The sequence below is a fragment of the Variovorax sp. 10L421 genome, assembly GCF_056395365.1.
The window spans coordinates 97,774-122,816 of sequence record NZ_JBFTJJ010000002.1; the positions used below are offsets into that span (position 1 = coordinate 97,774).

The 25,043-nt window shown below is 68.3% G+C and carries 25 protein-coding genes and 1 riboswitch; of the genes, 9 read left to right on the forward strand and 16 right to left on the reverse strand.

The genetic code is table 11. The features are described from left to right. Window positions 1–21 precede the first annotated feature (21 nt). Genes AC1DFC_RS04475 through AC1DFC_RS04500 form a run of 6 tightly spaced genes read right to left on the reverse strand, consistent with a single transcriptional unit; the run spans window position 22 to window position 6,582 of the window. Complete coding sequence (locus AC1DFC_RS04475) at window positions 22–804, reverse strand: ABC transporter ATP-binding protein (protein ID WP_413333299.1); 783 nt, start codon at window positions 802–804, stop codon at window positions 22–24. Next, the gene (locus tag AC1DFC_RS04480) at window positions 801–1,826 is read right to left on the reverse strand and encodes a FecCD family ABC transporter permease (RefSeq protein WP_007829712.1); all 1,026 of its coding nucleotides are present in this window, start codon (window positions 1,824–1,826) and stop codon (window positions 801–803) included. Before AC1DFC_RS04480 ends, AC1DFC_RS04475 begins: the two co-directional genes overlap by 4 nt. Next, window positions 1,823–2,692: an ABC transporter substrate-binding protein gene (locus tag AC1DFC_RS04485; protein WP_007829713.1), complete on the reverse strand. Its 870-nt coding sequence runs from the start codon at window positions 2,690–2,692 to the stop codon at window positions 1,823–1,825. The genes AC1DFC_RS04480 and AC1DFC_RS04485 overlap by 4 nt, the downstream gene beginning before the upstream one ends. Then, on the reverse strand, window positions 2,689–3,288 hold the full coding sequence (locus AC1DFC_RS04490) for a bifunctional adenosylcobinamide kinase/adenosylcobinamide-phosphate guanylyltransferase (protein WP_007829714.1): 600 nt from the start codon (window positions 3,286–3,288) through the stop codon (window positions 2,689–2,691). Before AC1DFC_RS04490 ends, AC1DFC_RS04485 begins: the two co-directional genes overlap by 4 nt. Then, window positions 3,272–4,681 (reverse strand): cobyrinic acid a,c-diamide synthase CobB, encoded by a 1,410-nt coding sequence (locus tag AC1DFC_RS04495; protein WP_042672843.1) that lies wholly within the window; start codon window positions 4,679–4,681, stop codon window positions 3,272–3,274. Before AC1DFC_RS04495 ends, AC1DFC_RS04490 begins: the two co-directional genes overlap by 17 nt. After that, window positions 4,666–6,582, reverse strand: a complete 1,917-nt coding sequence (locus tag AC1DFC_RS04500; protein ID WP_478178716.1) for a TonB-dependent receptor domain-containing protein — start codon at window positions 6,580–6,582, stop codon at window positions 4,666–4,668. Before AC1DFC_RS04500 ends, AC1DFC_RS04495 begins: the two co-directional genes overlap by 16 nt. 88 nt (window positions 6,583–6,670) lie before the next feature. Further along, window positions 6,671–6,930: riboswitch (cobalamin riboswitch) on the reverse strand. Window positions 6,931–6,985: 55 nt separating this feature from the next. Here AC1DFC_RS04500 and AC1DFC_RS04505 point away from each other — a divergent pair. From AC1DFC_RS04505 to AC1DFC_RS04525, 5 genes are all read left to right on the forward strand, one after another. Continuing rightward, complete coding sequence (locus tag AC1DFC_RS04505) at window positions 6,986–8,707, forward strand: ClcB-like voltage-gated chloride channel protein (protein ID WP_478178717.1); 1,722 nt, start codon at window positions 6,986–6,988, stop codon at window positions 8,705–8,707. 103 nt (window positions 8,708–8,810) lie between these two features. Further along, window positions 8,811–9,035 (forward strand): hypothetical protein, encoded by a 225-nt coding sequence (locus AC1DFC_RS04510; protein ID WP_007829722.1) that lies wholly within the window; start codon window positions 8,811–8,813, stop codon window positions 9,033–9,035. Beyond that, a complete protein-coding gene (locus AC1DFC_RS04515) occupies window positions 9,032–9,364 on the forward strand; it encodes a cell division protein ZapA (RefSeq protein WP_007829725.1) in 333 nt (110 codons plus the stop codon). The genes AC1DFC_RS04510 and AC1DFC_RS04515 overlap by 4 nt, the downstream gene beginning before the upstream one ends. A 293-nt stretch (window positions 9,365–9,657) precedes the next feature. Further along, entirely contained in the window at window positions 9,658–10,485 is an 828-nt protein-coding gene (locus AC1DFC_RS04520) for a sulfite exporter TauE/SafE family protein (RefSeq protein ID WP_007829727.1), read from the forward strand. Between the two features lie 77 nt (window positions 10,486–10,562). Continuing rightward, window positions 10,563–10,988 carry a universal stress protein gene (locus AC1DFC_RS04525; protein ID WP_007829729.1) on the forward strand — a complete coding sequence of 142 codons (426 nt, stop codon included), beginning with the start codon at window positions 10,563–10,565 and terminating at the stop codon, window positions 10,986–10,988. A 12-nt stretch (window positions 10,989–11,000) separates the two neighbouring features. Here the strand turns inward: AC1DFC_RS04525 and AC1DFC_RS04530 are convergent, their stop codons facing one another. Next, entirely contained in the window at window positions 11,001–11,963 is a 963-nt protein-coding gene (locus AC1DFC_RS04530) for an AraC-like ligand-binding domain-containing protein (protein WP_478178718.1), read from the reverse strand. Between the two features lie 190 nt (window positions 11,964–12,153). Between AC1DFC_RS04530 and AC1DFC_RS04535 the strand changes: the two genes are divergently transcribed. Together AC1DFC_RS04535 and AC1DFC_RS04540 are read left to right on the forward strand one after the other, a co-directional pair. Then, window positions 12,154–13,176, forward strand: coding sequence for a carbon-nitrogen hydrolase family protein (locus AC1DFC_RS04535; protein WP_413333312.1), 1,023 nt, complete (start codon window positions 12,154–12,156; stop codon window positions 13,174–13,176). Between the two features lie 17 nt (window positions 13,177–13,193). Beyond that, window positions 13,194–14,258, forward strand: a complete 1,065-nt coding sequence (locus AC1DFC_RS04540) for a phenylacetaldoxime dehydratase family protein (RefSeq protein ID WP_007829734.1) — start codon at window positions 13,194–13,196, stop codon at window positions 14,256–14,258. A 6-nt stretch (window positions 14,259–14,264) separates the two neighbouring features. Here AC1DFC_RS04540 and AC1DFC_RS04545 read toward each other — a convergent pair whose 3' ends face one another. The 7 genes from AC1DFC_RS04545 to AC1DFC_RS04575 form a co-directional block, all read right to left on the reverse strand. Next, on the reverse strand, window positions 14,265–15,803 hold the full coding sequence (locus AC1DFC_RS04545; protein WP_478178719.1) for a malonate--CoA ligase: 1,539 nt from the start codon (window positions 15,801–15,803) through the stop codon (window positions 14,265–14,267). A 17-nt stretch (window positions 15,804–15,820) separates the two neighbouring features. Further along, entirely contained in the window at window positions 15,821–16,597 is a 777-nt protein-coding gene (locus AC1DFC_RS04550) for an enoyl-CoA hydratase/isomerase family protein (protein WP_413333317.1), read from the reverse strand. Then, a complete protein-coding gene (locus AC1DFC_RS04555; RefSeq protein WP_042672844.1) occupies window positions 16,594–17,580 on the reverse strand; it encodes a Bug family tripartite tricarboxylate transporter substrate binding protein in 987 nt (328 codons plus the stop codon). The genes AC1DFC_RS04550 and AC1DFC_RS04555 overlap by 4 nt, the downstream gene beginning before the upstream one ends. Window positions 17,581–17,665: 85 nt before the next feature. Continuing rightward, window positions 17,666–19,132, reverse strand: coding sequence for a malonyl-CoA decarboxylase (locus tag AC1DFC_RS04560; RefSeq protein ID WP_056592479.1), 1,467 nt, complete (start codon window positions 19,130–19,132; stop codon window positions 17,666–17,668). A 46-nt stretch (window positions 19,133–19,178) separates the two neighbouring features. Next, window positions 19,179–19,847, reverse strand: coding sequence for a GntR family transcriptional regulator (locus AC1DFC_RS04565; protein WP_007829742.1), 669 nt, complete (start codon window positions 19,845–19,847; stop codon window positions 19,179–19,181). A 119-nt stretch (window positions 19,848–19,966) separates the two neighbouring features. Continuing rightward, window positions 19,967–20,797 (reverse strand): prolipoprotein diacylglyceryl transferase, encoded by an 831-nt coding sequence (gene lgt / locus AC1DFC_RS04570; protein WP_042672845.1) that lies wholly within the window; start codon window positions 20,795–20,797, stop codon window positions 19,967–19,969. A gap of 133 nt (window positions 20,798–20,930) precedes the next feature. Beyond that, window positions 20,931–21,890 carry a LysR family transcriptional regulator gene (locus tag AC1DFC_RS04575; RefSeq protein WP_007829744.1) on the reverse strand — a complete coding sequence of 320 codons (960 nt, stop codon included), beginning with the start codon at window positions 21,888–21,890 and terminating at the stop codon, window positions 20,931–20,933. A gap of 101 nt (window positions 21,891–21,991) precedes the next feature. Here AC1DFC_RS04575 and ilvD point away from each other — a divergent pair, with 101 nt between their 5' ends. Further along, window positions 21,992–23,686 carry a dihydroxy-acid dehydratase gene (gene ilvD, locus AC1DFC_RS04580; RefSeq protein WP_007829745.1) on the forward strand — a complete coding sequence of 565 codons (1,695 nt, stop codon included), beginning with the start codon at window positions 21,992–21,994 and terminating at the stop codon, window positions 23,684–23,686. Window positions 23,687–23,799: 113 nt separating this feature from the next. Here the strand turns inward: ilvD and AC1DFC_RS04585 are convergent, their stop codons facing one another. Beyond that, the gene (locus tag AC1DFC_RS04585) at window positions 23,800–24,051 is read right to left on the reverse strand and encodes a TIGR04438 family Trp-rich protein (protein ID WP_007829747.1); all 252 of its coding nucleotides are present in this window, start codon (window positions 24,049–24,051) and stop codon (window positions 23,800–23,802) included. A 105-nt stretch (window positions 24,052–24,156) separates the two neighbouring features. Between AC1DFC_RS04585 and AC1DFC_RS04590 the strand changes: the two genes are divergently transcribed. Next, the gene (locus AC1DFC_RS04590; RefSeq protein ID WP_478178720.1) at window positions 24,157–24,471 is read left to right on the forward strand and encodes a c-type cytochrome; all 315 of its coding nucleotides are present in this window, start codon (window positions 24,157–24,159) and stop codon (window positions 24,469–24,471) included. A 12-nt stretch (window positions 24,472–24,483) separates the two neighbouring features. Here the strand turns inward: AC1DFC_RS04590 and AC1DFC_RS04595 are convergent, their stop codons facing one another. Beyond that, complete coding sequence (locus AC1DFC_RS04595) at window positions 24,484–24,984, reverse strand: SPFH domain-containing protein (RefSeq protein ID WP_007829756.1); 501 nt, start codon at window positions 24,982–24,984, stop codon at window positions 24,484–24,486. Window positions 24,985–25,043 lie beyond the last annotated feature (59 nt).

Consider the following 25,043-nt stretch of genomic DNA (forward strand, 5'->3'; position numbering starts at 1 on the left):
GCGCAAAAAACACAGCGCACGTCATAGCGGCAACGCAATCCACTGGTCCGCCACCCGGTGCACGCGGATGCGGTGGTCGAACACCTGCTCCAGTGCGGCGTGAGTAGTGGGGTCGCCGCAGCCGCCATGATGAACCACGCGGCCGCGGTCCATCACGACGAGCTCGTCGGCGGCCAGTGCCATCGGCAGCTCGTGCAGCACGCTGACCACGGTGCGGCCCTCGGCGACAAGCGCGCGCGCCGTCTGCATCCAGTCCGCCTGGTGCGGCGGGTCGAGATTGGCGAGCGGCTCGTCCATCAGCAGCAGTTCGGCCTCGACCGCGAGCGCACGCGCCAGCAGCACGCGCTGGCGCTCGCCACCGGAAAGCTGGCCCAGCGGACGATCGCGCCAGTCCCAGGCCTGCGTGCTGCGCAGGGCACGCTCCACGGCCTCGCGGTCGGCGGTACTGGGCGCAGCCAGCCAGCGCTGGTGCGGCAAGCGGCCGAGCATGGCGACGTCGTAGACCATCAGGTCGTCGGCGCTGCCCTCGCCCGTGCCGCTCTGGCCCAGCCACGAGAGGCGCTGGGCGCGGATGCGCGCCGGCACCTTGCCCTGCGCCTCGCCGAAGAGCCGCACTTCGCCGCGGTGTGTGAGCAGGCCCGCGAGCGCCTTGAGCAGCGTCGACTTGCCCGCGCCGTTCGGGCCGACGATGCTGGTCCAGCGGGCGGTGGACAGCTGCAGGTCGATGTCGTGCAGCACCTCGGTAGCGCCCAGCGTAGCGCTCACGCGGCGTGCTTCGAGGGCCGGTGTGTGCCGCTCGCTCATGCCACGCCACTCCGTGCGCCGCGTCGGTGCATCAGCCACAGCAGGTAGCTGCCGCCCAGCACCGCCGTGAGCACGCCCACCGGCAGTTCCTGCGGCGCGATCAGCCAGCGCGCCAGCAGGTCGGCCGCCATCAGCAGCAAGCCGCCCATCAGCGCCGACAGGACGATCAACCGCGCGTGCGTGGTCTTGACGACCGAGCGCACGAGGTGTGGCGCGGCCAGGCCGACGAAGGCGATCAACCCGGTCTGCGCCACCGCCGCACCCGTGGCCAACGCCAGCACCACGACCAGCGCCGCGCGCATCGCGCCCAGCGGCAGGCCCAGGCTGCGCGCCGTGGCCTCGCCGAGCGCGAGCCCGTCGAGCACCGGCGCCAGCGCCCAGGCCAGCAGCAGGCAGACCGCGCCGACCATGGCCATCACCGCGCAGGCGCTCCAGCCGACGAGGCCGGTGCTGCCCAGGATGAAGCCCTGGATCGCCTGCAGGATGTCGGCCGAGGCGATGGTGATGAGGTCTTTCGCGGCGCCGAGCACCACGCCGACGATTACCCCGGCCAGCAACAGCCGCAGCGTCTGCTGCACGCCGCGCGCCAGCATCAGCGTGAGCATCACCGCCAGCACCGCACCGAGGAAGGCCGCGCCGGTGAGCCCGAGCCGCATCACCCACTGCGTGCTGGCGGCCGAGCCGCCGAACATCAGCAGCGCCAGTGCCACGCCGAGCGAAGCGCCCGAGGCGCTGCCCAGCAGGTACGGATCGGCCAGCGGATTGCGGAACAGCCCCTGCGCGACCGCACCCGCCAGCCCCAGCAGCGCGCCGGCCAGCCATGCACCGAGCGTGCGCGGCAGGCGGATCTCCCACACGATCTGCAGCGCCACCGGGTCGTGCCGCGCCGCGAACAGGCTTTCGAAACCGGTGCTGCCGATGCCCAGCCCCAGCACCATCAGCGCGGCGCCGAGTACCAGCAGGCCCGCGCCGAGCAGCAAGACGCGGCGCAGGTGGGCCGTATGCCTGAGCGCCGCGTTCACCGCTTGCCGCCCTTGTCGCTCAGGCACTGCGCCATCAGGCGCGCAGCCTCGTCCATGCGCGGGCCGGGGCGCACGAGCACGTCGGATTGCGCAGCGTCGAAGCGGCAGATGCGGCCTTCGCGCACCGCGCGGATGCCGGCCCAGCCGGGGCGCTGCTCCAGCCCTTGCGCACTGCGCACGCTGACCATGATGAGATCGGGATTCGCGCGCACCACGTACTCGGGGTTGAGCTTGGGAAACGGCCCCAGCGATGCCGGCACGATGTTCCTCTCTCCGAGCCGCTTGAGCGTCTCGCCGATGAACGACGACTCGCCCGCCGCATACGGCGCGCTGTTCACTTCGAAATACACACGCAACCCCTTCGCACTCGCGGGCACCGACTGCGCGGCGGCCGACACGCTGGCATCGATCACGCGCCAAACCTTGGGCGCTTCATGCGTGCCGAGCACCTGGTCGAGCTTGTCGAGCACGCGCTGCACATCGGCGTGGCTCTTGGGTTCGAGCACCAGCACCTTCAGGCCCAGCGCTTCGAGCCGCTGCGTGACGCGCGACGACTTGGCGAGCAGCACCGCGTCGGGCCTGAGCGCGGCGATGGCTTCCACGTTCGGGTCGATGCCGCCGCCGAGCTGGGGCAGCGCCCTCACCTGTTCGGGCCAGTTGGAGTAGCGGTCGACGCCCACCAGCCGGCCGCAGGCGCCGAGCGCGCAGACCGATTCGGTCAGCGCCGGCAGCAGCGAGACGATGCGCTGCGGTGGTTGCGGGAGGCTCACGGAAACGCCGCGCTCGTCGACCAGGTCGAGTGCGTGCGCGGCCAGGGCGAAAAAGGCGAGGCCGAATGCCGCCAGCGGACTACGGATCTTCTTCATGCAGCAGGTGCCTTCAGACTCAGCGGCAGTCCGGCCGCCATCAGCGTGACGCGACCGCAGGCGGCGGCCACGTCCTGGTTGAGCCGGCCGAGTGCGTCGACGAAGGCGCGCGTCTCGCGGCCCAGCGGAATCACGCCCAGTCCGATCTCGTTGCCGACCAGTACCACCGGCCCGCGCGCCTCGCGCAGCGCGGCCAGCAGCATCGCCACGTGCGTTGCCGGGGTGCGTGTCACGGGCCGAGCGTCTTCGGAGGGCATCGGCATCAGCAGGTTGGTGAGCCACAGCGTGAGGCAGTCGATCACGACCAGCGTCTCGGGCGAACTCTGCGTGACGACGGCGCGCGCGAGTTCGATCGGCTCCTCGATGGTGCGCATGCCGGGCACGCGCTCGGCACGGTCGGCCTGGTGGCGCACGATGCGCTCCAGCATCTCGTCGTCGTAAGCCTGCGCGGTGGCGATCAGCACGGCGCGGTGCGTGCGAGGCTCGGCGGCGATCCAGTCGATGGCGCGCTGCTCTGCCCGACGCGACTTGCCGCTCTTCTGGCCGCCCAGGATGAATTCGTGCTCGGCGGTCTTCGGCTTACTCGGTTGCGGCATGGCTCTCCAAATCGATGGGCATGGCGCCGAAAAGGCGGGCCGTGGCTTGCGGACTGGAGGCAAACCACGCGTGGAAATAGCTCGCGCGCACCGGGCCGTGCACGTACAGCGCCTCGCCGCTGCGCGCGCCCACGGCCTGCGTTGCGCCGGGCCGGGCCGTGTGGGCGGCAGGCGCGAGCGTCGTTTCGCAGCGCGAATAGTGGAAGGTGTGGCCGCGCAAGGTGTCGCTGCCGAGCGTGAGCTGCTGGGGTCCGAGGCCGGCGAGCCGCTTCTGCATCGTCACGCGGCCGGGCAGCAGGCCCCAGAGACGGTGGACCTGTGCATCGTCCTGCGTGGCCAGTTCGTCGAACAGCGCCATCATGCCGCCGCACTCGGCCCAGACCGGCTTGCCCAATGCAGCATGCGCGGCGAGCGATTCGCGCATCGTTGCGCAGGCGGCCAGCGCTTCAGCGTGCAGCTCGGGATAGCCGCCGGGCAGCCAGACGGCGTCGCAGGCCGGCAGGGCATCGCCCGCAAGTGGCGAGAAGAAGGAGAGCCGCGCGCCCAGCGCAGTGAGCACGTCGAGGTTCGCGGGATAGATGAACGAGAAGGCCGCATCGCGCGCGATGGCGATGGTGCGCCCGGCCAGCAACGCCGGGATCGCTGCTTCAGGTTCAGTCGCTTCGAAGCGCACCTGCGGCAGCTGACTGGCCTGCATCCTGCCGAGCGGCGTGGCGGCCAGCACATCGGCCGCCGCATCGAGCCGCGCCATCGCATCGCCGAGTTCGGTGGCGGCAACGAGGCCCAGGTGCCGCTCGGGCAGCGTGAAGCCTGCGTCGCGCGGCAAGGCGCCGAGCCATTGCGAAGGCTCGCGCAATGCGTCCTTCAGCATGCCCGCATGCCTTTCGCTGGCCACCCGATTCGCCAGCACGCCAGCCCACGGCAATCCGGGCCGGAAGTTCTGCAGCCCGTAGGCCAGCGCGCCGAAGGTACCGGCCATGGCGTGCGCATCGATCACCGCGAGCACCGGCAGGCCGAAACGCTCGGCAAGGTCGGCCGCGCTGGGCGTGCCGTCGAACAGACCCATCACGCCTTCGACGATCAGCAGGTCGCATTCGGCCGCTGCGGCGCGCAGGCGCGCCCGGCAATCGGCCTCGCCGGTCATCCAGAGGTCGAGCGAATGCACCGGCGCGCCGGTGGCCAGCGCCAGCCAGTGCGGATCGAGGAAATCGGGCCCGCACTTGAAAGCGCGCACCCGGCGGCCCTGGCGCGCATGCAGCCGCGCGAGCGCCGCCGCGACGGTGGTCTTGCCCTGCCCCGAGGCCGGGGCAGCCACCAGCACGGCGGCGCACGAGGCCGCCTCGGCACCGGCGGCGCCGCTTCGTGGCGAGGGTTGGCTTAGTGAGGCGTCCACTTGAGACCGACGTACGCAGTGCGGCCGGCATTGGCGTACAGCCGCGCGTACTGGTAGTCCTTGTTGCCCACATTGTCAACGCGCGCCACGAGGTTGAGGTCACGCGTGATCTGCGTGGAGGCCGACAGGTTCAGCACGGTGTAGCCGCCGAGCTTCACGCTGTTGGCTGCATCGTCGTAGCGGCGGCTCGATGTCTGCACCTCGGCGCCCAGCGTCCAGCCGGCAATGCGCCAGTCGGCGCCCAGGGTGGCGTGGCGCTGCGCGCGGCGGGCCAGCAGGTTGTGGGTGGCGAGGTCGCGCGGGTCCTGGAAGTCGAACGAACTGCGCAGCGTGACGTCGCCCAAGCGCTGGCTGCCCGACAACGTGACGCCCTGGTAGCGGGCGCGCGCGGTGCTCGAGTAGCAGCCGAACGAGGAGGCGCAGCCCTTGGCCGTTCCATCGAACCCGATCAGGTTGCGCACGCGGCTGCTGTAGACGACGATGCCCGCCTGCGTGGCGCCTTCGGTGAACTGCAGGCCCAGCTCGGCGTTGCGGCTCGATTCCGGCTTGAGCGTGGCCAAGCCGAATTCACTGAAGCGCTGATACAGCGTGGGCACGCGGAAGGCCGTGCCCGCAGAAGCCGTGAAGCGCAGCGATGGCGTGATGGCATAGCCGTAGGCCGCGCTGCCGGTGGTCTTGCCGCCGAACTCGCTGTCCTTGTCGTGGCGCACGTGCAGCTGCAGCGAATGCGGGCCCTGCACGAAGCCGTAGCCGAGCGAAATCGCATCCTGCGAACGATCGCGCGACAGCAGCTTGGATGTAGTGGTGGGTGCGTTTTCGAGTGCGTCCTCGCGGCGTTCGAGCGTGGCCGTCACCAGGTGCGGGCCGAAGCGGAACTCGTTCTGGAACAGGTAGCCGCGCAGGTTGGTTTCGGTGCGGTAGAACGAAGGCTGCGTCTTGTAGACCGACTGCGAATCGGTCACCTGCACGCGGGTGCTGTAGACGTCGTTCCACTTGGCTGACCAGGTCAGGCCGGCGGTGCGCAGGGTATTGGTCGACTCGTCGTCGCGAAACAGGATCGGCGGCCTGGTCCTGTAGGACACGGCGGCGTCGTAGCCGGCCTTGGCCTCGCTGGTGAGCAGCGTGGCATCGATGCGCTGGTCGGGCGTGATCTGGAAGCCCAGCTTCACGTTGCCCGAGGTGCTGGTGTAGCCGTCGCGGTCGGGGCTGGCGTAGCCGTCCTTGACCACGTTGCGCTTGTTGGCGGGCTGCACGTTGTAGCCCTTGCTTTCTTCATGCGCCACGCCGAACGAATAGTCGAACAGGCCCGACTTGCCGCTCACGCCGCCTTCGATCTTGCGCAGGCCGTTGCTGCCGAAGCCGATGCCCGCGTAAGGCGCCACACCCTCTTCGCCGCGCCTGGTGAAGAGCTGGATCACGCCGCCGATGGCATCCGAGCCATAGACCGCGGCGGCCGGGCCGCGCAGCACTTCGATGCGGTCGATCTGCGAGAGCGGAATGCCTTCCCAGCCGGCGCCTCCGGTCGATTGCGAGTCGATGCGCACGCCGTCGAGGTAGACCGCCGTGAAGCGCGTTTCCGCGCCGCGGATGTACAGGCTGGTGGCGTTGCCCAAGCCGCCCGAGCGCGAGATCTCGATGCCGGGCAGGCGCGAGAGAACGTCGGCCACGCCGGTCGCGCCGCTGCGCTCGATGGTTTGCCGGTCGACGATGGACACGTCGCCCACCAGGTCCGACAGCGCCTGCGGCGTGCGGTTGGCCGTGACCACCGTTTCGCCGAGCGTGGGGGCCTCCTGTGCATGGGCCAGGCCGCCGAAGGCGGTAGCCAGCGCCAGCGGCAGGCAGGCGTGGCGGAAACGGCGCGCAGGAGCGCGGCCGCGAGAAAAGCAAACGTGGGAAATCATGGAATGAGCCGAACGAACGTCAATACCCCTCGCCGGCCTCCCCGCCGGCGCCTGGGCGCCATGGCCGCCCCATGCAACGATCACGCATGCGGCAGCCGCCTTGTTGGCCGGTATCCGGGCTGGCAGAACGACCCCTGCCGCCTTCCCAGGCGCCTGTTTCAGGGCACCCAGTGGCTTCGATGGAAAGGGGTTGGCGCCTTGCGGCGCCGTCTGCTTGACCGTTGCGGGGGCAGCGCAGGCGGCTTCGGCCTTGTTCCGACCTGATGAGGTCGGGGGCTTCCACTCCTGCTTCCCGTTGAACCGCGGCGCGTGAACCACGCCGCAGGCACCAACGGGCGGGATTTTAGAGCCTGCCGGCGGCGGGTTAATTCGAAAGTTGCGGTCGCCGCTAACATCGGCGGCCATGATGCGGCCCGCCTCGGTTTTCCTGGATCTTCGTTCAGCGCTGCAGCGTCTCTTCGGCATCTCGGGCTGGCAGTCGATGCTGCTGTGGTCCATCGGGGCCGGCCTGCTGGGCACGCTGGCGACCGAAGTCTTCCGCGCGGCGCTCCTTGCCTTCGAGCACCTGGTGCTCGGGCCGGGCGAAGGGCTGGTGGCGATGGCGAAGCACCTGCCGTGGTGGGCGCGCATTGCCTGCCCCACGCTGGGCGGGCTGGTGGCCGGGCTGCTGCTCGTGCTGGCGAAACGCGTCGCGCAGCGCAGCGCCACCTCCGACTACATGGAAGCCATCGTGCTCGGCGACGGACGCATCCCGGTGGCGCAGACGCTGGCGCGCAGTGCGTCGTCGCTGGTGAGCATCGGCAGCGGCGGCTCCATCGGGCGCGAGGGCTCGATGGTGCAGCTGGCGGCGCTGGCGGCTTCGCTGTTGGGGCGGGTGTTCCGCTTTCCGGTCGAGCGGCTGCGGCTGCTGGTGGCCTGCGGCGCGGCGGCGGGCCTGACCGCGGCCTACAACGCGCCCATCGCCGGCGCCTTCTTCGTCGCCGAGATCGTGCTGGGCTCGATCGCAATGGAGAACGTGGGGCCGATCATCATCGCCTCGGTGGTCGCCAACGTGGCGATGCGGGCGCTGCCCGGCTACCAGCCGCCGTACAGGATGCCGGCGTTCCCGGAGATCCATGGCGCCGACGTCATGCTGTTCTGCGTGCTCGGCGTGCTGCTGGGCTTTGCCGCGGTCGGCTTCCTGCGTGCGCTGCAGGGCAGCCGCGCACTGTTCTCGCGATTGCTGCTGACGCTGCCGTGGCGGCTGGCTTTGGGCGGCTTGGTGATGGGCGTGGTGTCTGTGCCCGTGCCCGAGGTCTGGGGCAACGGCTACAGCGTGGTCAATGCGGTGCTGCACACGCCCTGGCCGTGGACGTTGATCGCGATGGTGCTGGCAGCCAAGGCGGTCGCCACGCTGGCCACGGCCGGTTCGGGCGCGGTGGGCGGCGTGTTCACGCCCGCGCTGTTCTTCGGCTGCATGGTGGGTGCGCTGTTCGGCCAGGGCGTACAGGCGCTGTGGCCGGCCGCAAGCTCGGCGCCGTTCGCCTATGCCATCGTCGGCATGGGTGCGTTCCTGGCGGGCGCGACGCAGGCGCCGCTGATGGCGATCCTGATGATCTTCGAGATGACGCTGAGCTACCAGGTCATGCTGCCGCTGATGGCGGCGAGCGTCATCGCATATTTCGTCGCGCGCTCGGCCAACGCCGGCTCGATGTACGAGATCACCCTGCGCCGCAACGAACAGCGCGACGCACAGATGCGCTTGCGCGGGCTGCACATGCGCGACCTGGTGCAGCCGGCCGAAACGGTGGTCAGGCCCGAGGCGGACCGCGAGGCGATGAGCAAGCTCTTCCTGCAGCACCCCGTGAAGTACCTGTACGTGGTCGATGCGGACAACCGCTATCTCGGCGTGGTGCCGCTGTCGGCTCTTGGTACGGCACCTGCCGAGACGACCGCGAGCGCCTTGCTCTCACAGGCCATCCTGCCGCTGACCGCCGACACTGGCCTGGGCGAAGCGCTTCAGCGCTTCCTGGACCACCTGGGCGAGCGGCTGCCGGTGATCGAGAGCACGGCCAACCCGGTGCTGCTGGGCGTGGCAGCGAAGAGCGCGCTGCTCGCCACCTACGTGCGGCTGAGCGAGCCATGAAAGGTTTGATCGACGGACTGCGAGGTCGCAGAATCCGGATTGCGCCGCGTGCCGCGCCAGGCCTCGGCGGGACCGCCTCCCCGTGAAACTACAATCGCCAACCATGCCCGCCTCCAGCCCCATCGACCAGATCGCCGAGCGTGTTGAACGACTGCTCGTGCGTCACGAAGAGGTGCAACGCACCAATGCGTTGCTGCAGGAGCAGGTCGATGCGCTCACGCGCGAACGCGACGGCCTGAAGTCGCGCCTCGCCGCGGCTCGCACGCGTCTCGATGCCCTGCTCGAACGGCTGCCGGCTGAACCACCTTCCGAAGATTCCCCCGCATGAAGCAGATTGAAGTACAGATCATGGGCCAGAGCTATCTGCTCGGCTGCCCCGATGGCGGCGAGGCGCAGCTGCGCGAAGCCGTCGAACGCGTGGACGCGGCCATGTGCAAGATCCGCGATGCGGGAAAAGTCAAGGCCCGCGATCGCATCGCGGTGCTGGCCTCGCTGAACCTGGCGTTCGATCTGGCGGCACAGCAGCAGGCCGCAGCCGCACCAATGGCGGCGCCCGCCGTTGCCGCCACAGCAGACAGCGGCGATGCCGACCCGAAGGCCGCGCAACTCATTCAAAGACTCGATCAGGCCCTGGCCGGCGATGGACATTTACTCTGAATGAATCCCGCAGGGAGACAGACGAAGCGTAAAATCCACTCCGTCTGCAGACTGTGTCGGGCTTAATATTTCCTTGTTCCAATGCTCTCCGGAGCCGGGCTTGGTACATCGCTCGACGGGCGTGATCATCTCGCGTCAGATGAACCCGAAGTCCTGCTGCCCTCGCCCACCTGAACCCTGGTTCAGGATGCGGGTCCGGCACATCACCTGCAGACACCTATTCCTGCCACGGCCCCCTGCATCCACTGCATGGGGCCGTTGCTTTTTCCAAACTCCCCTCGCCTGACCTTCCCGTGAACTTCGCTGCCCTGCTCGACCCCATCCTGATTGCCGAACTCGCCGCCCTGGGCCTTGGCACCGGTTTTCTCGCGGGCCTGCTGGGCATCGGCGGCGGCATGCTGATGGTGCCGTTCATCACGATCATCATGGGCCATCGCGGCGTGCCGGCCGACCTCGCGGTGAAGATGGCGATCGCGACCTCGATGGCGACGATCATCTTCACGTCGGTGTCGAGCGTGCGCGCGCATCACAAGCGCGGCGCGGTGCGCTGGGACATCGTGCGGCGGCTCGCGCCCGGCATCGTCATCGGCAGCCTGGTGGGCAGCCTCGGCGTGTTCTCGCTGCTCAAGGGCACGGCGCTCGCCATCTTCTTCGCGCTGTTCGTGGGCTTCTCGGCCACGCAGATGTTCCTCGACAAGAAGCCCGCGCCTACACGGCAGATGCCGGGTGCGGGCGGCCAGCTCGCGGCGGGCGGTGTGATCGGCTTCATCTCGGGCCTCGTGGGCGCGGGCGGCGGCTTCATCAGCGTGCCGTTCATGACGTGGTGCAACGTGTCGATCCACAACGCGGTGGCGACCAGCGCGGCGCTGGGCTTTCCGATCGCGGTGGCAAACGTGCTCGGCTATGCGGTCAGCGGCCAGTCGGTGCAGGGCCTGCCGGCGGGCTCCTTCGGCTACATCTGGCTGCCCGCGCTGGCTGTGATCGCCATTTGCAGCGTGTTCACCGCGCCGTTGGGCGCGAAGGCCGCGCACAGCCTGCCGGTGAGGAAGCTCAAGCGCGTGTTCGCGAGCATCCTGTACCTGCTGGCGGCCTACATGCTCTGGAAGGGGCTGCACGGCTGATCCGTCGGGCGAAAAAGCCCTTCGCGCCCGAGGTCCGTCCCATTGCGGCGCGAAGGACCGCGCCGTATAACGGCCTCATGAAAATCCTCATCGCCGTCGATGGCAGCGCCTACACCCGCAAGGCGCTCGACTACCTGTTGTCCAACCGGGGCATGTTCGTGGACGGGCATCAGCTGGTGGTGGTGAACGTGTGCACCGGCATCTCGGGCCACGTCTCGCGCCACCTGAGCAAGGAGATCGTCGCGGACTACTACGCGGAGGAAAGTGCCAAGGTGCTCGACCCCGTGAAGGCGCTGTTCGCCGAGAGCGGCGTGAGCAACTACACGGTGGAATCGCGCCACGGCCACGTGGCCGAGGAAATCCTCAAGTCGGCCACTGCAGCGCAAGCGGGGCTGATCGTGCTCGGCACCCACGGCCATGGCATCTTCGGCCGCGCGCTGATGGGCTCGGTCGCCACCAAGGTGATCGCCGAGACGAACACCACGGTGCTGCTGGTGCAGTAGTTTTCTTCGTCGCTACTGCGTGCGCTGCTGCCGCCATTCGCGCGGCGAGCAGCCGAAGCGCTCCTTGAACGCGCGGCTGAAATGCGCCGCGTCGTTGAATCCCCGGCTGTAGGCGATGTCGGCCACGGGGCGGCCCGCGAGGCGCGGCTCCAGCAGGTCGCGGCTGCATGCCTCCAGCCTGCGCTCCCAGATGTACTGCGAGGGCGTGAGCGGCTCGCTCTTGAACACGCGGTGGACGTGGCTCACCGACACGCCCAGCCCGGCCGCCAGCGTGCTCACCGACAGCGATGGATCGGCTAGCTGCTCGTCGATGCGCCGCTTCACGCGCGCGAGGTGGTAAGCCGCGAGATTGCTCAGCGAAGGCGCGCTCGCCACCGGCAAGGTCTGCAGCCCGGCCACCAGGATGTTCTGCACGCCGTTGGCCACCGCGAGGGCCGATGCCGGCTGCAGCGTGTCGATGTCCTCACGCAGCGTGCGGATCATGCTCAGCAGCAGGTGCCCCGCGCCTTCGCGTCCCGAAACCGTGGTGGCCGTCAGCGCCTCGGTGTCGCGCAGCTCGCTGCGCAGGCGCTCGCCGGGCAGCTTGAGCACGATCTGCTCGAAGGACTGGTCGAACAGCAGTTGGTAGGGCCGCGTGCTGTCGTACAGCGCGAAGTCGCCGGCCGACAGCACCGCATCGCGGCCGTCCTGCCGCACCACGCCCTGGCCGCGCGCCTGGATGCTCACGAGGAAGTAGTCGTCGCTGGAATGCGAGATATGCCCCGGCGTGCGCATCACCTTCTGCGGCCCCGAGGTGACGACCGACACGTCGAGCCCGGGCAGCGTGTGCTGGCGGATGCTGCCTTCGAAATCGCCGGCCTCGCCCTCGCGCACCGGGTCGCAGCCGAGCTGCACGTAGACGTTGCAGATCATGTCGGTCCAGTAGGCGAGCCGCTGGTCGCGCGGGACGGCGTCGGTGCTGAGCAACTGGGTCATCGGGGGTTCCTCGGAAAGCCTGGACAGCAGGAGCAGGCAAGGCATGCAACGCTGGAACAAGAACGCCGCCAAACCGGGTCAAGGCGTTCCGGCGGCGCGAATCTACGCTTCAAGCAACCCGCATGCCACAGCGCAAACCCGGTGCTTGCGGCCCACGCCCCGTTACTTCCATTGCATCTGGAGAAACTTCATGCCGACCACCGTTCATCCCAAGCTGCGCGTTGCAGCAGTACAAGCCTCGCCCGTGTTCCTCGACCTCGACGGCACCATCGACAAGACCATCGACCTCATGGCGCAGGCCGCGAAACAGGGCGTGAAGCTCGTCGCCTTTCCCGAGACCTGGGTGCCCGGCTACCCATGGTGGATCTGGCTCGACTCGCCGGCCTGGGGCATGCAGTTCGTGCAGCGCTATCACGACAACTCGCTGGTGGTCGGTTCGGCCGAGTTCGACCGCGTCAGGGAGGCCGCGCGCAAGCTCGGGATCTGGGTGTCGCTGGGCTACAGCGAGAAGGCCGCGGGCAGCCTCTACATCGCACAGGCGCTCATCGACGACCAGGGCGACACGGTGCAGACGCGGCGCAAGCTCAAGCCCACGCACGTGGAGCGCACGGTGTTCGGCGAAGGCGACGGCTCCGACCTTGCCGTGGTCGAGACACCGCTGGGCAACATCGGTTCGCTCTCGTGCTGGGAGCACCTGCAGCCTCTGAGCAAGTACGCGATGTATTCGCAGAACGAGCAGATCCACTGCGGCGCCTGGCCGAGCTTCTCGCTGTACCGAGGCGCTGCCTACGCGCTGGGGCCCGAGGTCAACAACGCCGCGAGCCAGGTCTATGCGGCCGAGGGCCAGTGCTTCGTGATCGCGCCCTGCGCCACCGTGTCGAAGGCCATGAGCGAACTGATGTGCACCGATGCCGGCAAGCAGCAGATGCTGCGCACCGGCGGCGGCTATGCGCGCATCTACGCACCCGACGGCTCGCCGCTGGGCACGCCCTTGGCGGAAGACGAGGAAGGCCTGGTCGTTGCGGACATCGACCTCGGCATGATCTCTCTCGCCAAGGCTGCCGCCGACCCCAGCGGCCACTACTCGCGGCCCGATGTCACGCAGCTGCTGCTCAATAAGACGCGCCGCGAACCGGTCGTGGTGCAGCAGGCGGCGTCGCCGGGGCCCAAGGCCGAGCCCGAAGGCGCCGTGTCCGAGCCGGTCGCAGCCTGAAGCAGCGGAGGCACGCCATGGAATCCGCCATCGACGAGCACCTGAAGTGCCCCCGCACGCGCCATCGCCGCGTGGAAAACGACTACGTGCCGCCCTACCCCGTGTGGTCGGCGCGGGCCCCGGTCGCGGTGAAGCAGGTGGTGATGGGCTACTTCGGCGTGCAGTCGCGCGGCGCTGAAATGCAGGGCCGTGCCTGCGCCGCGCTGATGAAGATCGCACGCGACTTCGCCCTGCCCGACGGCCCCGGCCATCACGACCTGACGCATTACGTCGACGCCGAAGGCTTCGACAACATGATCGCCATCGCCTATTGGAGCGATCCCGCAGCCTACGCGCGCTGGTGCGCGACGCCCGCGGTCGACGCTTGGTGGCGCTCCGACGAGCGGCTCAGGGAAGGCCTGGGCTACTTCCGCGAGATCGCCTCGCCGCGCGTCGAGCACTTCGAGACCATGTTCAACACACCCGACCGCTTCGAAGGGGTCGGTGTGGTGATGGGCGGGGTCAGCGGCGAGCTGCAGGAGCACGGCTACTGGGGTTCGATGCGCGACCGCATCCCGCTCTCGCAGACCGACGCGATGGCGCCCTCGGGCATGCGCGCGGTGATCGCGGGTACGCCGGCGCCGGGGCAGCGCGTTCGCATCGCGGGCCACGAGAACCTCGCGATGATCCGCTCCGGCCAGGAATGGACCGAGACCACCGGCCAGGAACGCACGCTCTACCTGCAGGACATGGAACCGGTGCTGCGCGAAGGCATGGACTTCCTGCGCGACCAAGGGCTGGGCATCGGCTGCTACAGCAACCGCTATATGCGCCACCTCGACGCGCAGGGAGCGACACTGCAGAAGTCATTCGGCCTGAGCTACTGGCGCGCGCTGGCCGATATGGAGCGCTGGGCCGAGTCGCACCCCACGCACGTCGCGATCTTCGGCAGCTTCATGCGCTACGTGCAGGCGCTGAACTTCCAGCTGCAGCTGCGCGTGTACCACGAGGTGTCGGTGCTCAAGGCCGACGAGCAGAGCTACGAGTACGTCAACTGCCACGCGGGCAGCGGGCTGATGAACGGGCTCGCGCCCGCTTCGTAGGCAGTCTCAGGCGGCGAACAGCCCCTTGTGCTCAGCGCGCAGCAGCGCCTTCTGCACCTTGCCCATGGTGTTGCGCGGCAGCTCCGGCACCACGAAGCAGCGCTTGGGGATCTTGAAGTTCGCGAGCTTCGACTTGAGCTCGGCCACGATGGCATCGGCATCGAGCGAAGAGCCCGCCTTGGGAATGACGATGGCCACGCCCACCTCGCCGAAGTCGGGGTGCGGCACGCCGACCACGGCGCTTTCCGCCACACCGGCCATCTCGTTGATGTAGCCCTCGATCTCCGCCGGGTACACGTTGTAGCCACCGCTGATGATCAGGTCCTTGCTGCGCCCGACGATGGTGATGTAGCCCCGGCCGTCGATCTTGCCCACGTCGCCGGTCTTGAAGAAGCCGTCGGCGGTGAACTCTTCCTTCGTCTTCTCGGGCATGCGCCAGTAGCCCGCGAACACGTTGGGGCCGCTGACTTCGATGTTGCCGATCTCGTCGGTGGCGCAGCTGCGGCCGCTGTCGTCGCGTACGCGCAGTTGCACGCCCGGCAGCGCAAAGCCGACGGTGCCGCCGCGGCGTTCGCCCTGTTCCGGCCTGTAGGGGTTGGACGTGAGCATGGCCGTCTCGCTCATGCCGTAGCGCTCGAGGATGGTGTGGCCGGTGCGCTCGCGCCATTCGTCGAAGGTCTCGATCAGGAGCGGCGCCGAGCCCGCGACGAACAGCCGCATGTTGCGCACCGCCTCGCGCGTGAGGCCCGGCTCGGCCAGCAGCCGCACGTACAGCGTGGGCACGCCCATGAACACCGTCGCCTCGGGCAGCTTCGCGACGACGCGCTTCGGCTCGAACTTCGAGAACCACAGCATCTTGCTGCCGTTGAGCAGCGCGCCGTGCAGCGCCACGAACAGGCCATGCACGTGGAAGATGGGCAGCGCGTGGATCAGCACGTCGCCTTCGGTCCAGCCCCAGTAGTCCTTCAGCACCTGGGCGTTCGACAGCAGGTTGCCGTGCGTGAGCATCGCGCCCTTGCTGCGGCCGGTGGTGCCGCTGGTGTAGAGGATGGCGGCCATGTCGCCGGTCTTGCGCTGTGCCACCGTGTGCCGGTCGCTGCACTGCGCGGCCATTTCGAGCAACGTGCCGGTGCGGTCGTCGTCCAGCGTGAAGACGTGCTTCGTACCCGCCGCGGCGGCAATCGGCGCGACCCACGAGGCATTGCGGCTGGTGCACACCACCACGGCCGGCTCGGCGTTGCCGATGAAGTATTCGATCTCGGCGCTCTGGTAGGCCGTGTTGAGCGGCAGGAACACATAGCCCGCGCGCAGCGTGGCGAGGTACAGCAGCATCGCCTCGACCGACTTCTCGACCTGCACCGCGATGCGTGCGCCCTTCTCCAGGCCCAGCGCGTCGAGCAGGTTCGCGATCATGGCGCTTGCGCGCTCGATGTCGCGCCACGAATAGAACAGGCCGTTGTCGGTCTCGACGGCGATGCGGTCGAGGTCGGCGGGAAATGCCGCGCGCAGGGCGGCGAACAGGTTGGCGTTGGCGGTCTTCTTCATCGGACGGTTTCTTCTCTTCAGAAATTCGGGGGCCGCTTCGCGAGAAAGGCGGCGATGCCTTCGCGGTGCTCCGCGGAGTCGGCGTAGTCGTAGGCACTGGCAAGCAGGCCGTCGGCGGATGGGGCGCCGGCACGCAGCGCGGCAAAGGTCTTCTTGTGCAGGCGTGCGGCCTGCGGCGCGAGCGCGGCGATGCGTGCGGCATGGGATTGCACCGCGAGCGCCACTTCGTTGTCCGGCAGCACCTGCAGCAGAAAGCCCGCGTCGTACAGACGCTGCGCCCCGTGCACGCCGGCGGCCAGCAGCATGTCGCGCGCGAGCACATCGCCGATGGCGCCATGCACCAGCGCGGCTTCGCGCGGTGCCATCGGAAAACCGAGCCTGGCGATGGGCGCGCCGAACTTCGCCGACGCGCCGGCCAGGCGGATGTCGCAGCAGCTGGCGATCTCGACGCCCGCGCCCATGCAGGCGCCCTCGATCTGCGCGACAAGCGGCAGCGGGCAATCGAGCATGGCCTGCAGCGCGGCCCACACTTCGTTCTCGTGGAACTCGCGCAGGCTCGGCTCTTCGAAGCGAAACGACGGATATTCGGAAATGTCGCCACCCGCGCAGAAGGCTGCGCCCTCGCCGCGCACGACGACGCAGCGCAGGCCATCGTCGTCACCGCCGAGGCCGTCGAACACGGCGCGCAGCTCGCGCCACATGGCGCGCGTCATGGCGTTGAGGCGCCCTGGGTTCGACAAAGCGACGACCGCGATGGCGCCTTCCCGGCGCAGCGAAATGCAGCTATCGGTCATTCGAGCTTGGCGCCTGATGCCTTCACCACCGCGGCCCAGCGCCTGATCTCGGCATTGACGAAGCTGCCGTAGGCGGTGGTGGTGAGGTTCGGGATCTCGGAGCCGTTCTGGGCCCAGATGGCTTTCAGGTCATCGGTGGCGAGCGCCTTCTTCATGTCGTCGATCGCGCGCGCCTGCGCTTCGGCTGGCGTGCCCTTGGGCGCCCACAGCCCGTACCACGTGGTGACGGTGTAGTCGGGCAGGCCCACTTCGGCCGCGCAGGGCACGTCGGGAAAGGCGGGGTTGCGCTTGCTGCCCGCGACCATCAGCGCCTTGATGCGGCCACTCTTGATGTGCTGGGCCGAGGAGCCCAAACCGTCGAACATCAGGTCGACGTTGCCCGAGATCAGGTCGGACAGTGCCGGGCCCGCGCCGCGGTACGGAATATGGGTGATGAAGGTGCCTGTCTGGAGCTTGAACAGCTCGCCCGCCAGATGGTGCGAGGTGCCCGAGCCGGCCGAGCCGTAGTTGAACTTGCCGGGGTTGCGCTTGGCCAGCGCGATGAACTCCTGGACCGTGTTGACCTGCACGCGCTTCGGGTTGATCACCACCACCTGCGGCACGTTGGCCAGCAGCATCAGCGGCACGAAGTCTTTCTCGATGTCGTAGTCGAGCTTCGGGTAGATCGACGGCGCGATCGCATGGTGCACCGCGCCCATGAACAGCGTGTAGCCATCGGCAGGCGCCTTGGCGGCGATGCTCGCGCCCAGTGTGCCCCCTGCCCCACCGCGGTTGTCGATGACCAGCGTCTGCCCCGCGATGCGCGAGAACTGGCCCGAGAGCGGCCGCGCGAACGCATCGGTCCCGCCGCCGGCCGGGAACGGCACGATCATCGTCACCGGTTTCGTCGGCCAGCCCTGCTGGGCCCGGGCAGCACCGCAGAGAACGGCCGCACCGGCGGCAGCCGCGCGCAAGACGTCACGGCGTTGAAAGCTTGGATTCATTTGTCTCATCTCCAGTTTGTCGTTGTGGATCTTGCCGCCCGATGCGGTGTCCGGCGTACTGTTTGCCACCGGCCTGCGAACGCCATCAGCCTTTTTTGAAGTACAGGCTTTCGATGTCTCCCGATACAGCCACCTTGCCGTCCGCCAGCCAGGTGCGATGTTTGTCCAGACGTTTGAGGTCGTAGAGATAGTTGACCATGAGCCCGTACGACTGCTTGTGCCCCTTGGGCGACGGGTCGCCGGCCCAGTTCAGGCGCTCCACGCGGGCACCGTTGCCCAGGTGGAAGCGCGCGACCGGGTCGGCCGGCGTACCGTCGACCAGCGCGCGGCCGAGGTATTCGGCGGCGGCCTGCATCAGCCATTGGCGCAGCGGTGACTTCGCGTCGAAGGTGGCGGCAGAGTCCGCCGCGGCGAGCAGGCGCTCGGCGGTCGGCGGCAGCGAGCCGACGAGGCGGCCGAGTTCGGCTTCGCGCTTCTCGTCCAGGCGCGGCAGCAGGTCGACGACGTTCTTCGCGAGCCAGGTCCGAAAGCCCGGAATGGGCGACAACGTGGCGAAGGTCTTCAAGCGTGGCAGTTCGTCCTGGAGCGTCTCGACCACGCGCTTGATGAGCGAGTCGCCGAAGCTCACGCCGCGCAGGCCGTTCTGCGTGTTGCTGATCGAATAGAAGATGGCGGTGGTGGCCCTGGCCGGCAGCACGGGCACGGCAGCCTCGTCGAGCAGCGGCGTGATGCCGTCGCTGATGCGGTCGACCAGCGCCACCTCGACGAAGATCAGCGGCTCGTTGGGCAGGCGCGGATGGAAGAAGCCATAGCAGCGGCGGTCGCTGTCGTCGAGCCGGTTCTTCACGTCGGACCAGCTCTTGATGTCGTGCACCGCCTCGTAGCGGATGAGCTTCTCGATCAGCGAGGCCGGCGAGTCCCAGTCGATGCGGCGCAGTTCGAGGAAGGCCACGTCGAACCAAGTGGAGAACAGATGCTCCAGCTCGGCGTCGAGCGCAAGAAGGCGCTTGTCGGCCTTCAGGCACGGCAGCAGGTCCGCGCGCAGATCGACCAGGAAGCGCATGCCTTCAGGCTCGACCGCGAAGCGCTGCAGCAGGCGCATGCGCGGCGACACCAGCGCGCGGCGCAGGCGCAGCTCGGCCTGGCCTTCGTCGGGCGTGCCCACGGCAGCCTGGTGCTGGTTGCGGGCGGTCTCGAGCTTTTGCGCGTCGGCGGCGAAATGCTCGCTCATCAGGGCCCAGTAGTCGCGGCGCTCCTCGGGCGTGGCGGCGCGGTAGGCGTCGGCGATGGCATGCGCGCGGCGGCCGCCCTCGACCTCGCTCACGCGCGGATCGATCACGGCCTGCAGGTCGGCCAGCACGCGGCGCAGCGCGCGCGGCGACAAGGCTTCGTCGGCCTTGCGCAGCGTGGCCTGCAGGCGCTCGGCGGTGGAACGTGCGCTGGGCTTGGGCGCGCTCTTCGACGCGCCCTTGGCGGCGCCTTCCGACGCCACCGGCACCTTGGACTTTTCGCCAGAACGCAGCCGCGCCTGGAACCATTCGGTCGCACTCATCGGGGCACTCCAATGCTTGGGGGGGCGGGCATGGCGCGTTCGGCGGTCACGGCATTACCCTGGATTTCTGCTGGCGCGCGACTTCACGCAGCGCTTCGCGCTGGCGCGTCATGTGCGTGCGCATGGCGGCGTCTGCGCCTTCGCTGTCGCGCGCCTTGAGCGCCGCGAACACGGCCAGGTGCTCGGACAGGCTCTGGTCGAGCCGCCCCGGCGCATGCAGCTGCTGCAGCCGCGCGAGTTTGAGGATCTTGCGCAGGTCGCCGATCACCTGCGCCAGCCACTTGTTGTCGGCGAGCTTGATGATCGCCTCGTGAATGATGTGGTTGGTGGCGTAGTAGTCATTGATGCGGCGCGCCCTGGCGTGGCGCACCAGCCGCTCGTGCAGCGCATCGAGTTCGTTGAGCTCGGCGTCGCTGGCGTTGCGCGCGGCCTCGTAGGCACAGCGGCCCTCGAGCAGCGCGATGACGGGAAAGATCTCGTCGAGATCGCGTTCGGTCACCTCGTTGACGAAGCAGCCGCGCCGCGGCTCGTGCCGCAGCAGGCCCTCTGCGGTGAGCACCTTGAGTGCCTCGCGCAACGGGGTACGGGAAATTGAGAGCCGCTCGCACAGCGCCGCCTCGTCCACGAAGCTGCCGGGCGCCAGCGTGCCGTCGAAGATCTGCTCGCGCAGCGTGGCAGCGACTTCGTCGTGCAGGGAGTTGGGAACCAGGCGCATTGGAATGGCGTAATTTCCTGTAATTACGCGTAATTCTGAGCCCGCCGAGCATTTGGCGCAAGAGCCGCGCACGCCCTGCGCGGCTGGGACTTACCCTGCAAGCTTCCGGCCGAACGAACTCACGCCTGCGCGGGGGCGGTCTTGTTGTTGGCGCGGCCGAACCAGAACCACAGCGCGATGCCGGCGATCACCATCGGCACGCTGAGCCATTGCCCCTGGCTCAGGTTCAGCGCGCGCAGGCCGAGGAAGTCGTCGGGCTCGCGGAAGTACTCGGCCACGAAGCGCAGCACGCCATAACCGATCAGGAACACCGCGGCCACCTGCCCCTGCTTGCGCTCCTTGCGCGCATAGAGCCACATCACCACGAAGAGCAACAGCCCCTCGAGCAGGAACTGGTAGACCTGCGAGGGATGGCGCGGCAGCATCGATCCGCTTTGCGGGAACACCATGCCCCAGGGCAGATCGGGGCTGCTGAAGCGGCCCCACAGTTCGCCGTTGATGAAGTTGCCCACGCGGCCGGCGGCAAGCCCGGTCGGCACGCAGGGCGAGACGAAGTCCATCACCTGCCAGAACGGCCGCGCACGCGAACGCGAGAACCAGACCATCGCACCGATCACGCCGAGCAGCCCGCCATGGAAGCTCATTCCGCCCTGCCACACGTAGAGGATTTCGAGCGGATGCGTCAGATAGAACTCGGGCTTGTAGAACAGGCAGTAGCCCAGCCGCCCGCCGACGATGACGCCCATCACGCCGAGAAAAAGAATGTCCTCGATGTCCTTGCGCTGCCACACCCCCGCGCCCACCAGCGAGCGGTACGGCTCGTGATGCAGCCGGCGCGTGCCGAGAAAATAGAACAGCGCAAACGCGGCCAGGTAGGTCAGGCCGTACCAGTGGATGGCCACCGGCCCGAGCTGCAGGGCGATGGGATTGATCTGCGGATACATGAGCATCCGCAGATTGTGCCCGGAGCGAATGACTCGCTCCCAGGCTTCGCGCACTTCGCGTCGCTTCGCCCTCCCCCTGCCGGGGGCAACACCTGCGGCCCGGCAAAGCCGGTTCCGCGGTGTTCTGCGAATTTGCTGGTCAGCGAGCGGACCCTGCGCCCTGCTTGGCCCCCGCCGTGCGCTCGCGCACGAACGCCACGAACCGCGCCAGCGCCGGGTGCGCAGCCTGCGCCGGCCATACGAGGCTCGTCTCGCAAGCCGGCAGCGCCACGCGGCGCCGGCCCACGCCCTTGAATTCGCCGGCCTGCCGGTAGACGACGCCAGCGCGCCGAAACTGCATCACGCTGTGCGGCACCCAGGCCACGCCGATGCCACCCGACACGAGGTTGACGATGGTCTGCATCTGGATCGCCTCCTGTGCCACCTGGGGCACTCGGCCAGCTGCGTGATAGAGGTCGAACACCGCATCGTGCAGCGACGGCACGATGCGGCGCGGAAAGATCACCAGCGGCTCGGCCAGCACCTCTGCCAGCGGCACGGGCCGTGCGCGGGCGAGCCGGTGCTGCGCCGGCAGGGCCAGCACCAGCGCCTCTTCCTCCACCGGCAGGCGGGACAGGCCGGGCGGCGCCGCGCCGGGCGAATGCAGCATCAGCCCGGCATCGATCTCGCCGCGCGCAAAGGCTTCGAGCTGCACGTCGCCGGTGGCCTCGACCAATTCGAGCGCAACCTCCGGGCACAGCACGCGGAACTCGCGCACCCAGGCCGGCAGCTGCTCGAAGCCGACCGTCGAGACGAAGGCGATGCGCACCCGCCCCACCTGCCCCGCCGCTGCCGCCCGTGCCCGCGCGGGAAGCGCCTGCGCGCGCGCCAGCAGCTCGCGCACGTCGGGCAGCAAGGCCTCGCCGGCGGGCGTGAGCGCCACGCGTCTTCGCGTGCGGTCGAACAGCACCACGCCCAGCGTCTTCTCGAGCTGGGCAATGGCCTGCGTCACCGGGGGCTGCGTCATGTGCAGCCGCAGCGCGGCGCGGCCGAAGTGCAGCTCCTCGGCCACGGCCACGAACTGCCGCCAGGCCCGCAGGTCGATCAGGGCTTCATTCATATGCGAAGCATATCAATCCGTGCTCGAAAACGGATTGGAACCAATCAATCAGAAGTCCGATACTTGGGTTCCCCCCGATCCCCCACGACAGAAGAGACACCATGGACACCAAGCCGATCCAGATCAACCGCCGCAGCGCCAACATCGTCGAAGGCAAGAGCCGCGCGCCCAACCGCTCCATGTTCTACGCCATGGGCTACGAGGAAGGCGACTTCAAGAAGCCGATGGTCGGCGTCGCCAACGGCCACAGCACCATCACGCCCTGCAACTCGGGCCTGCAGAAGCTGGCCGACGCTGCCATCGCCGGCATCGAGGAAGCCGGCGGCAACGCACAGGTGTTCGGCACGCCCACCATCTCCGACGGCATGGCCATGGGCACCGAGGGCATGAAGTACTCGCTGGTCAGCCGCGAAGTCATTTCCGACTGCATCGAAACCTGCGTCGGCGGCCAGTGGATGGACGGCGTGCTGGTGGTCGGCGGCTGCGACAAGAACATGCCCGGCGGCCTGATGGGCATGCTGCGCGCCAACGTGCCGGCCATCTACGTGTACGGCGGCACCATCCTCCCCGGTCGCTACAAGGGGCAAGACCTGAACATCGTGAGCGTGTTCGAGGCCGTGGGCCAGAACGCCGCGGGCAACATGAGCGACGAAGACCTGCACGAGATCGAGAAGCGCGCCATTCCCGGCACCGGCTCGTGCGGCGGCATGTACACGGCCAACACCATGTCCAGCGCCTTCGAGGCGCTGGGCATCTCGCTGCCCTACTCGTCGACCATGGCCAATCCGCACGATGAAAAAGCCAACTCGGCCAAGGAATCGGCCAAGGTGCTGATCGAAGCCATCAAGAAAGACCTGAAGCCGCGCGACATCGTGACCAAGAAGGCCATCGAGAACGCAGTGGCCGTGATCATGGCCACGGGCGGCTCGACCAATGCGGTGCTGCACTTCCTGGCGATCGCGCACGCGGCCGAGGTCGAATGGACCATCGACGACTTCGAGCGCATGCGCAAGAAGGTGCCGGTGCTGTGCGACCTGAAGCCATCGGGCAAATACCTCGCGGTCGACCTGCACCAGGCGGGCGGCATTCCGCAAGTGATGAAGGTGCTGCTGAACGCAGGCCTGCTGCACGGCGATTGCATCACCATCTCGGGCCAGACGATTGCCGAAGTGCTGAAGGACGTGCCCGATGTGCCGCGCGCCGACCAGGACGTGATCCGCCCGATCGACAAGCCGATGTACGACCAGGGCCACCTCGCCATCCTGAAGGGCAACCTCTCGCCCGAAGGCGCGGTCGCCAAGATCACCGGCCTGAAGAACCCCGTCATCACCGGCCCGGCGCGCGTGTTCGACGACGAGCAGTCAGCACTGCAGGCCATCCTGGCCGGCAAGATCGTGGCCGGCGACGTGATGGTGCTGCGCTACCTCGGCCCCAAGGGCGGCCCGGGCATGCCGGAAATGCTGGCACCCACGGGTGCGCTGATCGGCGCGGGCCTCGGCGAAAGCGTCGGCCTGATCACCGACGGCCGTTTCTCCGGCGGCACCTGGGGCATGGTGGTCGGCCATGTGGCGCCCGAAGCGGCCGCCGGCGGCACCATCGCCTTCGTGAACGAAGGCGACTCGATCACCATCGACGCGCACAAGCTGGTGCTCGAACTGAACGTGCCCGAAGCCGAGATCGCGAAGCGCCGCGAAGGCTGGAAGGCACCGGCACCGCGCTACACGCGCGGCGTGCAGGCGAAGTTCGCGTTCAATGCGTCCAGCGCCAGTTCGGGCGCAGTGCTCGACAAGTTCTGATCGGGGCTATTGCGTGAAACACCGAGGAACCGGCTTCGCCGGGCCTCAGGTGTTGCCCCCGGCAGGGGGAAGGCGAAGCGGACACGAAGTGCCGCGCAGCCTGGGGGCGAGCCCTACTTCCGGCGCTGCCCGTTGCCGGTCTTCATGCCCATGTTGGTCTTCTGGCGATCGATACGATCCTGCTTGCGCCGGTCTTCCCGCTCGATGACCCTGCGTTTGGTATAGCCCGACGAATCGGCCCAGGCCCACCATGCGACGGCCATTGCAAACGGGGACAGCACGATCCACCAGCTCCAGCCGGCGACCATGCCCACTTCCAAATACTTGAGGGCCAATCCAAGCAGGCCCAGCGCCAGAAACCACATCGCGAATCCCTCCGGGTTGTATTGGCACGCACCCGTACGACGTGCACGGCGCTACCTACAATCGCGTTGAGTCGAATGTAACTCAGCCCTTACGAAATACGCCCCATGAAAAGAGTCTTGTTGTCGGCAGCCCTCGGCCTCGGCCTTGTCGGACTCGCCGTACCCGCCTTCGCCGACCTCGCCCTGGCAACCTCGAAGAACTGCATGAGCTGCCACGCGGTCGAGCGCAAGGTGCTCGGCCCGGCATTCAAGGACGTGGCCGCCAAGTACAAGGACGACAAGGGTGCCGTCGACACTCTTGCCAGCAAGATCGTCAAGGGCGGCTCCGGCGTATGGGGGCCGGTGCCGATGCCGGCGAACAACCAGGTCAGCGAAGCCGACGCCCGGAAGCTCGCAGCCTGGGTGCTGTCGACGAAGTAGGTTCCGGGGGCATCACGCCTGCGGGTTGATGTCCACCGGCAGCGGCCTGCGCTCGATGCGGTCTTCGAGTTGGCCGATGTGCGCGGCCACGGTGTTGTCGGTCTGATCCGAGCGCAGGCGGATCGCGGTCTCGAGCTGCTCCAGGCGCGCCAGCATCGCCGCCTGCCGGTCGGCGTTCTGCGCCATGTGCTTGTTCTCCTGCGCCTCCAGGAAGTTGCGCAGTTCGGTGAAGCGCGAGGCCTCGGCCTTGTCCGCAAGGTCGCGTTGGACCTGCATTTCCTTGGTGTGGCGCTTGGTTTCGATCAGCACCGAGCTGTGCAGGTACAGCACGTAGACGAGGAAGAAGGCAGCCAGCACCACCGTCAGCCCCAGCATGATCAGGCCCAGCGGCGCCGAGACGGTCATGAAACCCAGCCATACGTTGGTGGGTGCGGACAGCGTGCCCCAGTTCAGCGCGGCGAGCGCTGCGATGAGCAGCACGATGACAAGAAGAAAAGCGGATCTCACGCCCATGGGGGCCTCCTTCGGAAAGATCGGACACATCGGAAACGCCCATGCGCGTCGAGGCGCAC

Excerpts from the sequence above, each read along its gene's own strand:
- AC1DFC_RS04590 (WP_478178720.1), top strand. The coding sequence starts at position 24,157 with ATGAAAAGAGTCTTGTTGTCGGCAGCCCTCGGCCTCGGCCTTGTCGGA.
- lgt (WP_042672845.1), bottom strand. The coding sequence starts at position 20,797 with ATGCTCATGTATCCGCAGATCAATCCCATCGCCCTGCAGCTCGGGCCG.
- AC1DFC_RS04485 (WP_007829713.1), bottom strand. The coding sequence starts at position 2,692 with ATGAAGAAGATCCGTAGTCCGCTGGCGGCATTCGGCCTCGCCTTTTTC.
- AC1DFC_RS04530 (WP_478178718.1), bottom strand. The coding sequence starts at position 11,963 with ATGACCCAGTTGCTCAGCACCGACGCCGTCCCGCGCGACCAGCGGCTC.
- AC1DFC_RS04490 (WP_007829714.1), bottom strand. The coding sequence starts at position 3,288 with ATGCCGCAACCGAGTAAGCCGAAGACCGCCGAGCACGAATTCATCCTG.
- AC1DFC_RS04575 (WP_007829744.1), bottom strand. The coding sequence starts at position 21,890 with ATGAATGAAGCCCTGATCGACCTGCGGGCCTGGCGGCAGTTCGTGGCC.
- AC1DFC_RS04540 (WP_007829734.1), top strand. The coding sequence starts at position 13,194 with ATGGAATCCGCCATCGACGAGCACCTGAAGTGCCCCCGCACGCGCCAT.
- AC1DFC_RS04565 (WP_007829742.1), bottom strand. The coding sequence starts at position 19,847 with ATGCGCCTGGTTCCCAACTCCCTGCACGACGAAGTCGCTGCCACGCTG.
- AC1DFC_RS04595 (WP_007829756.1), bottom strand. The coding sequence starts at position 24,984 with ATGGGCGTGAGATCCGCTTTTCTTCTTGTCATCGTGCTGCTCATCGCA.
- AC1DFC_RS04560 (WP_056592479.1), bottom strand. The coding sequence starts at position 19,132 with ATGAGTGCGACCGAATGGTTCCAGGCGCGGCTGCGTTCTGGCGAAAAG.
- AC1DFC_RS04550 (WP_413333317.1), bottom strand. The coding sequence starts at position 16,597 with ATGACCGATAGCTGCATTTCGCTGCGCCGGGAAGGCGCCATCGCGGTC.
- AC1DFC_RS04535 (WP_413333312.1), top strand. The coding sequence starts at position 12,154 with ATGCCGACCACCGTTCATCCCAAGCTGCGCGTTGCAGCAGTACAAGCC.
- AC1DFC_RS04505 (WP_478178717.1), top strand. The coding sequence starts at position 6,986 with ATGATGCGGCCCGCCTCGGTTTTCCTGGATCTTCGTTCAGCGCTGCAG.
- AC1DFC_RS04500 (WP_478178716.1), bottom strand. The coding sequence starts at position 6,582 with ATGATTTCCCACGTTTGCTTTTCTCGCGGCCGCGCTCCTGCGCGCCGT.
- AC1DFC_RS04545 (WP_478178719.1), bottom strand. The coding sequence starts at position 15,803 with ATGAAGAAGACCGCCAACGCCAACCTGTTCGCCGCCCTGCGCGCGGCA.
- AC1DFC_RS04515 (WP_007829725.1), top strand. The coding sequence starts at position 9,032 with ATGAAGCAGATTGAAGTACAGATCATGGGCCAGAGCTATCTGCTCGGC.
- AC1DFC_RS04525 (WP_007829729.1), top strand. The coding sequence starts at position 10,563 with ATGAAAATCCTCATCGCCGTCGATGGCAGCGCCTACACCCGCAAGGCG.
- AC1DFC_RS04475 (WP_413333299.1), bottom strand. The coding sequence starts at position 804 with ATGAGCGAGCGGCACACACCGGCCCTCGAAGCACGCCGCGTGAGCGCT.
- AC1DFC_RS04510 (WP_007829722.1), top strand. The coding sequence starts at position 8,811 with ATGCCCGCCTCCAGCCCCATCGACCAGATCGCCGAGCGTGTTGAACGA.
- AC1DFC_RS04555 (WP_042672844.1), bottom strand. The coding sequence starts at position 17,580 with ATGAATCCAAGCTTTCAACGCCGTGACGTCTTGCGCGCGGCTGCCGCC.
- AC1DFC_RS04585 (WP_007829747.1), bottom strand. The coding sequence starts at position 24,051 with ATGTGGTTTCTGGCGCTGGGCCTGCTTGGATTGGCCCTCAAGTATTTG.
- ilvD (WP_007829745.1), top strand. The coding sequence starts at position 21,992 with ATGGACACCAAGCCGATCCAGATCAACCGCCGCAGCGCCAACATCGTC.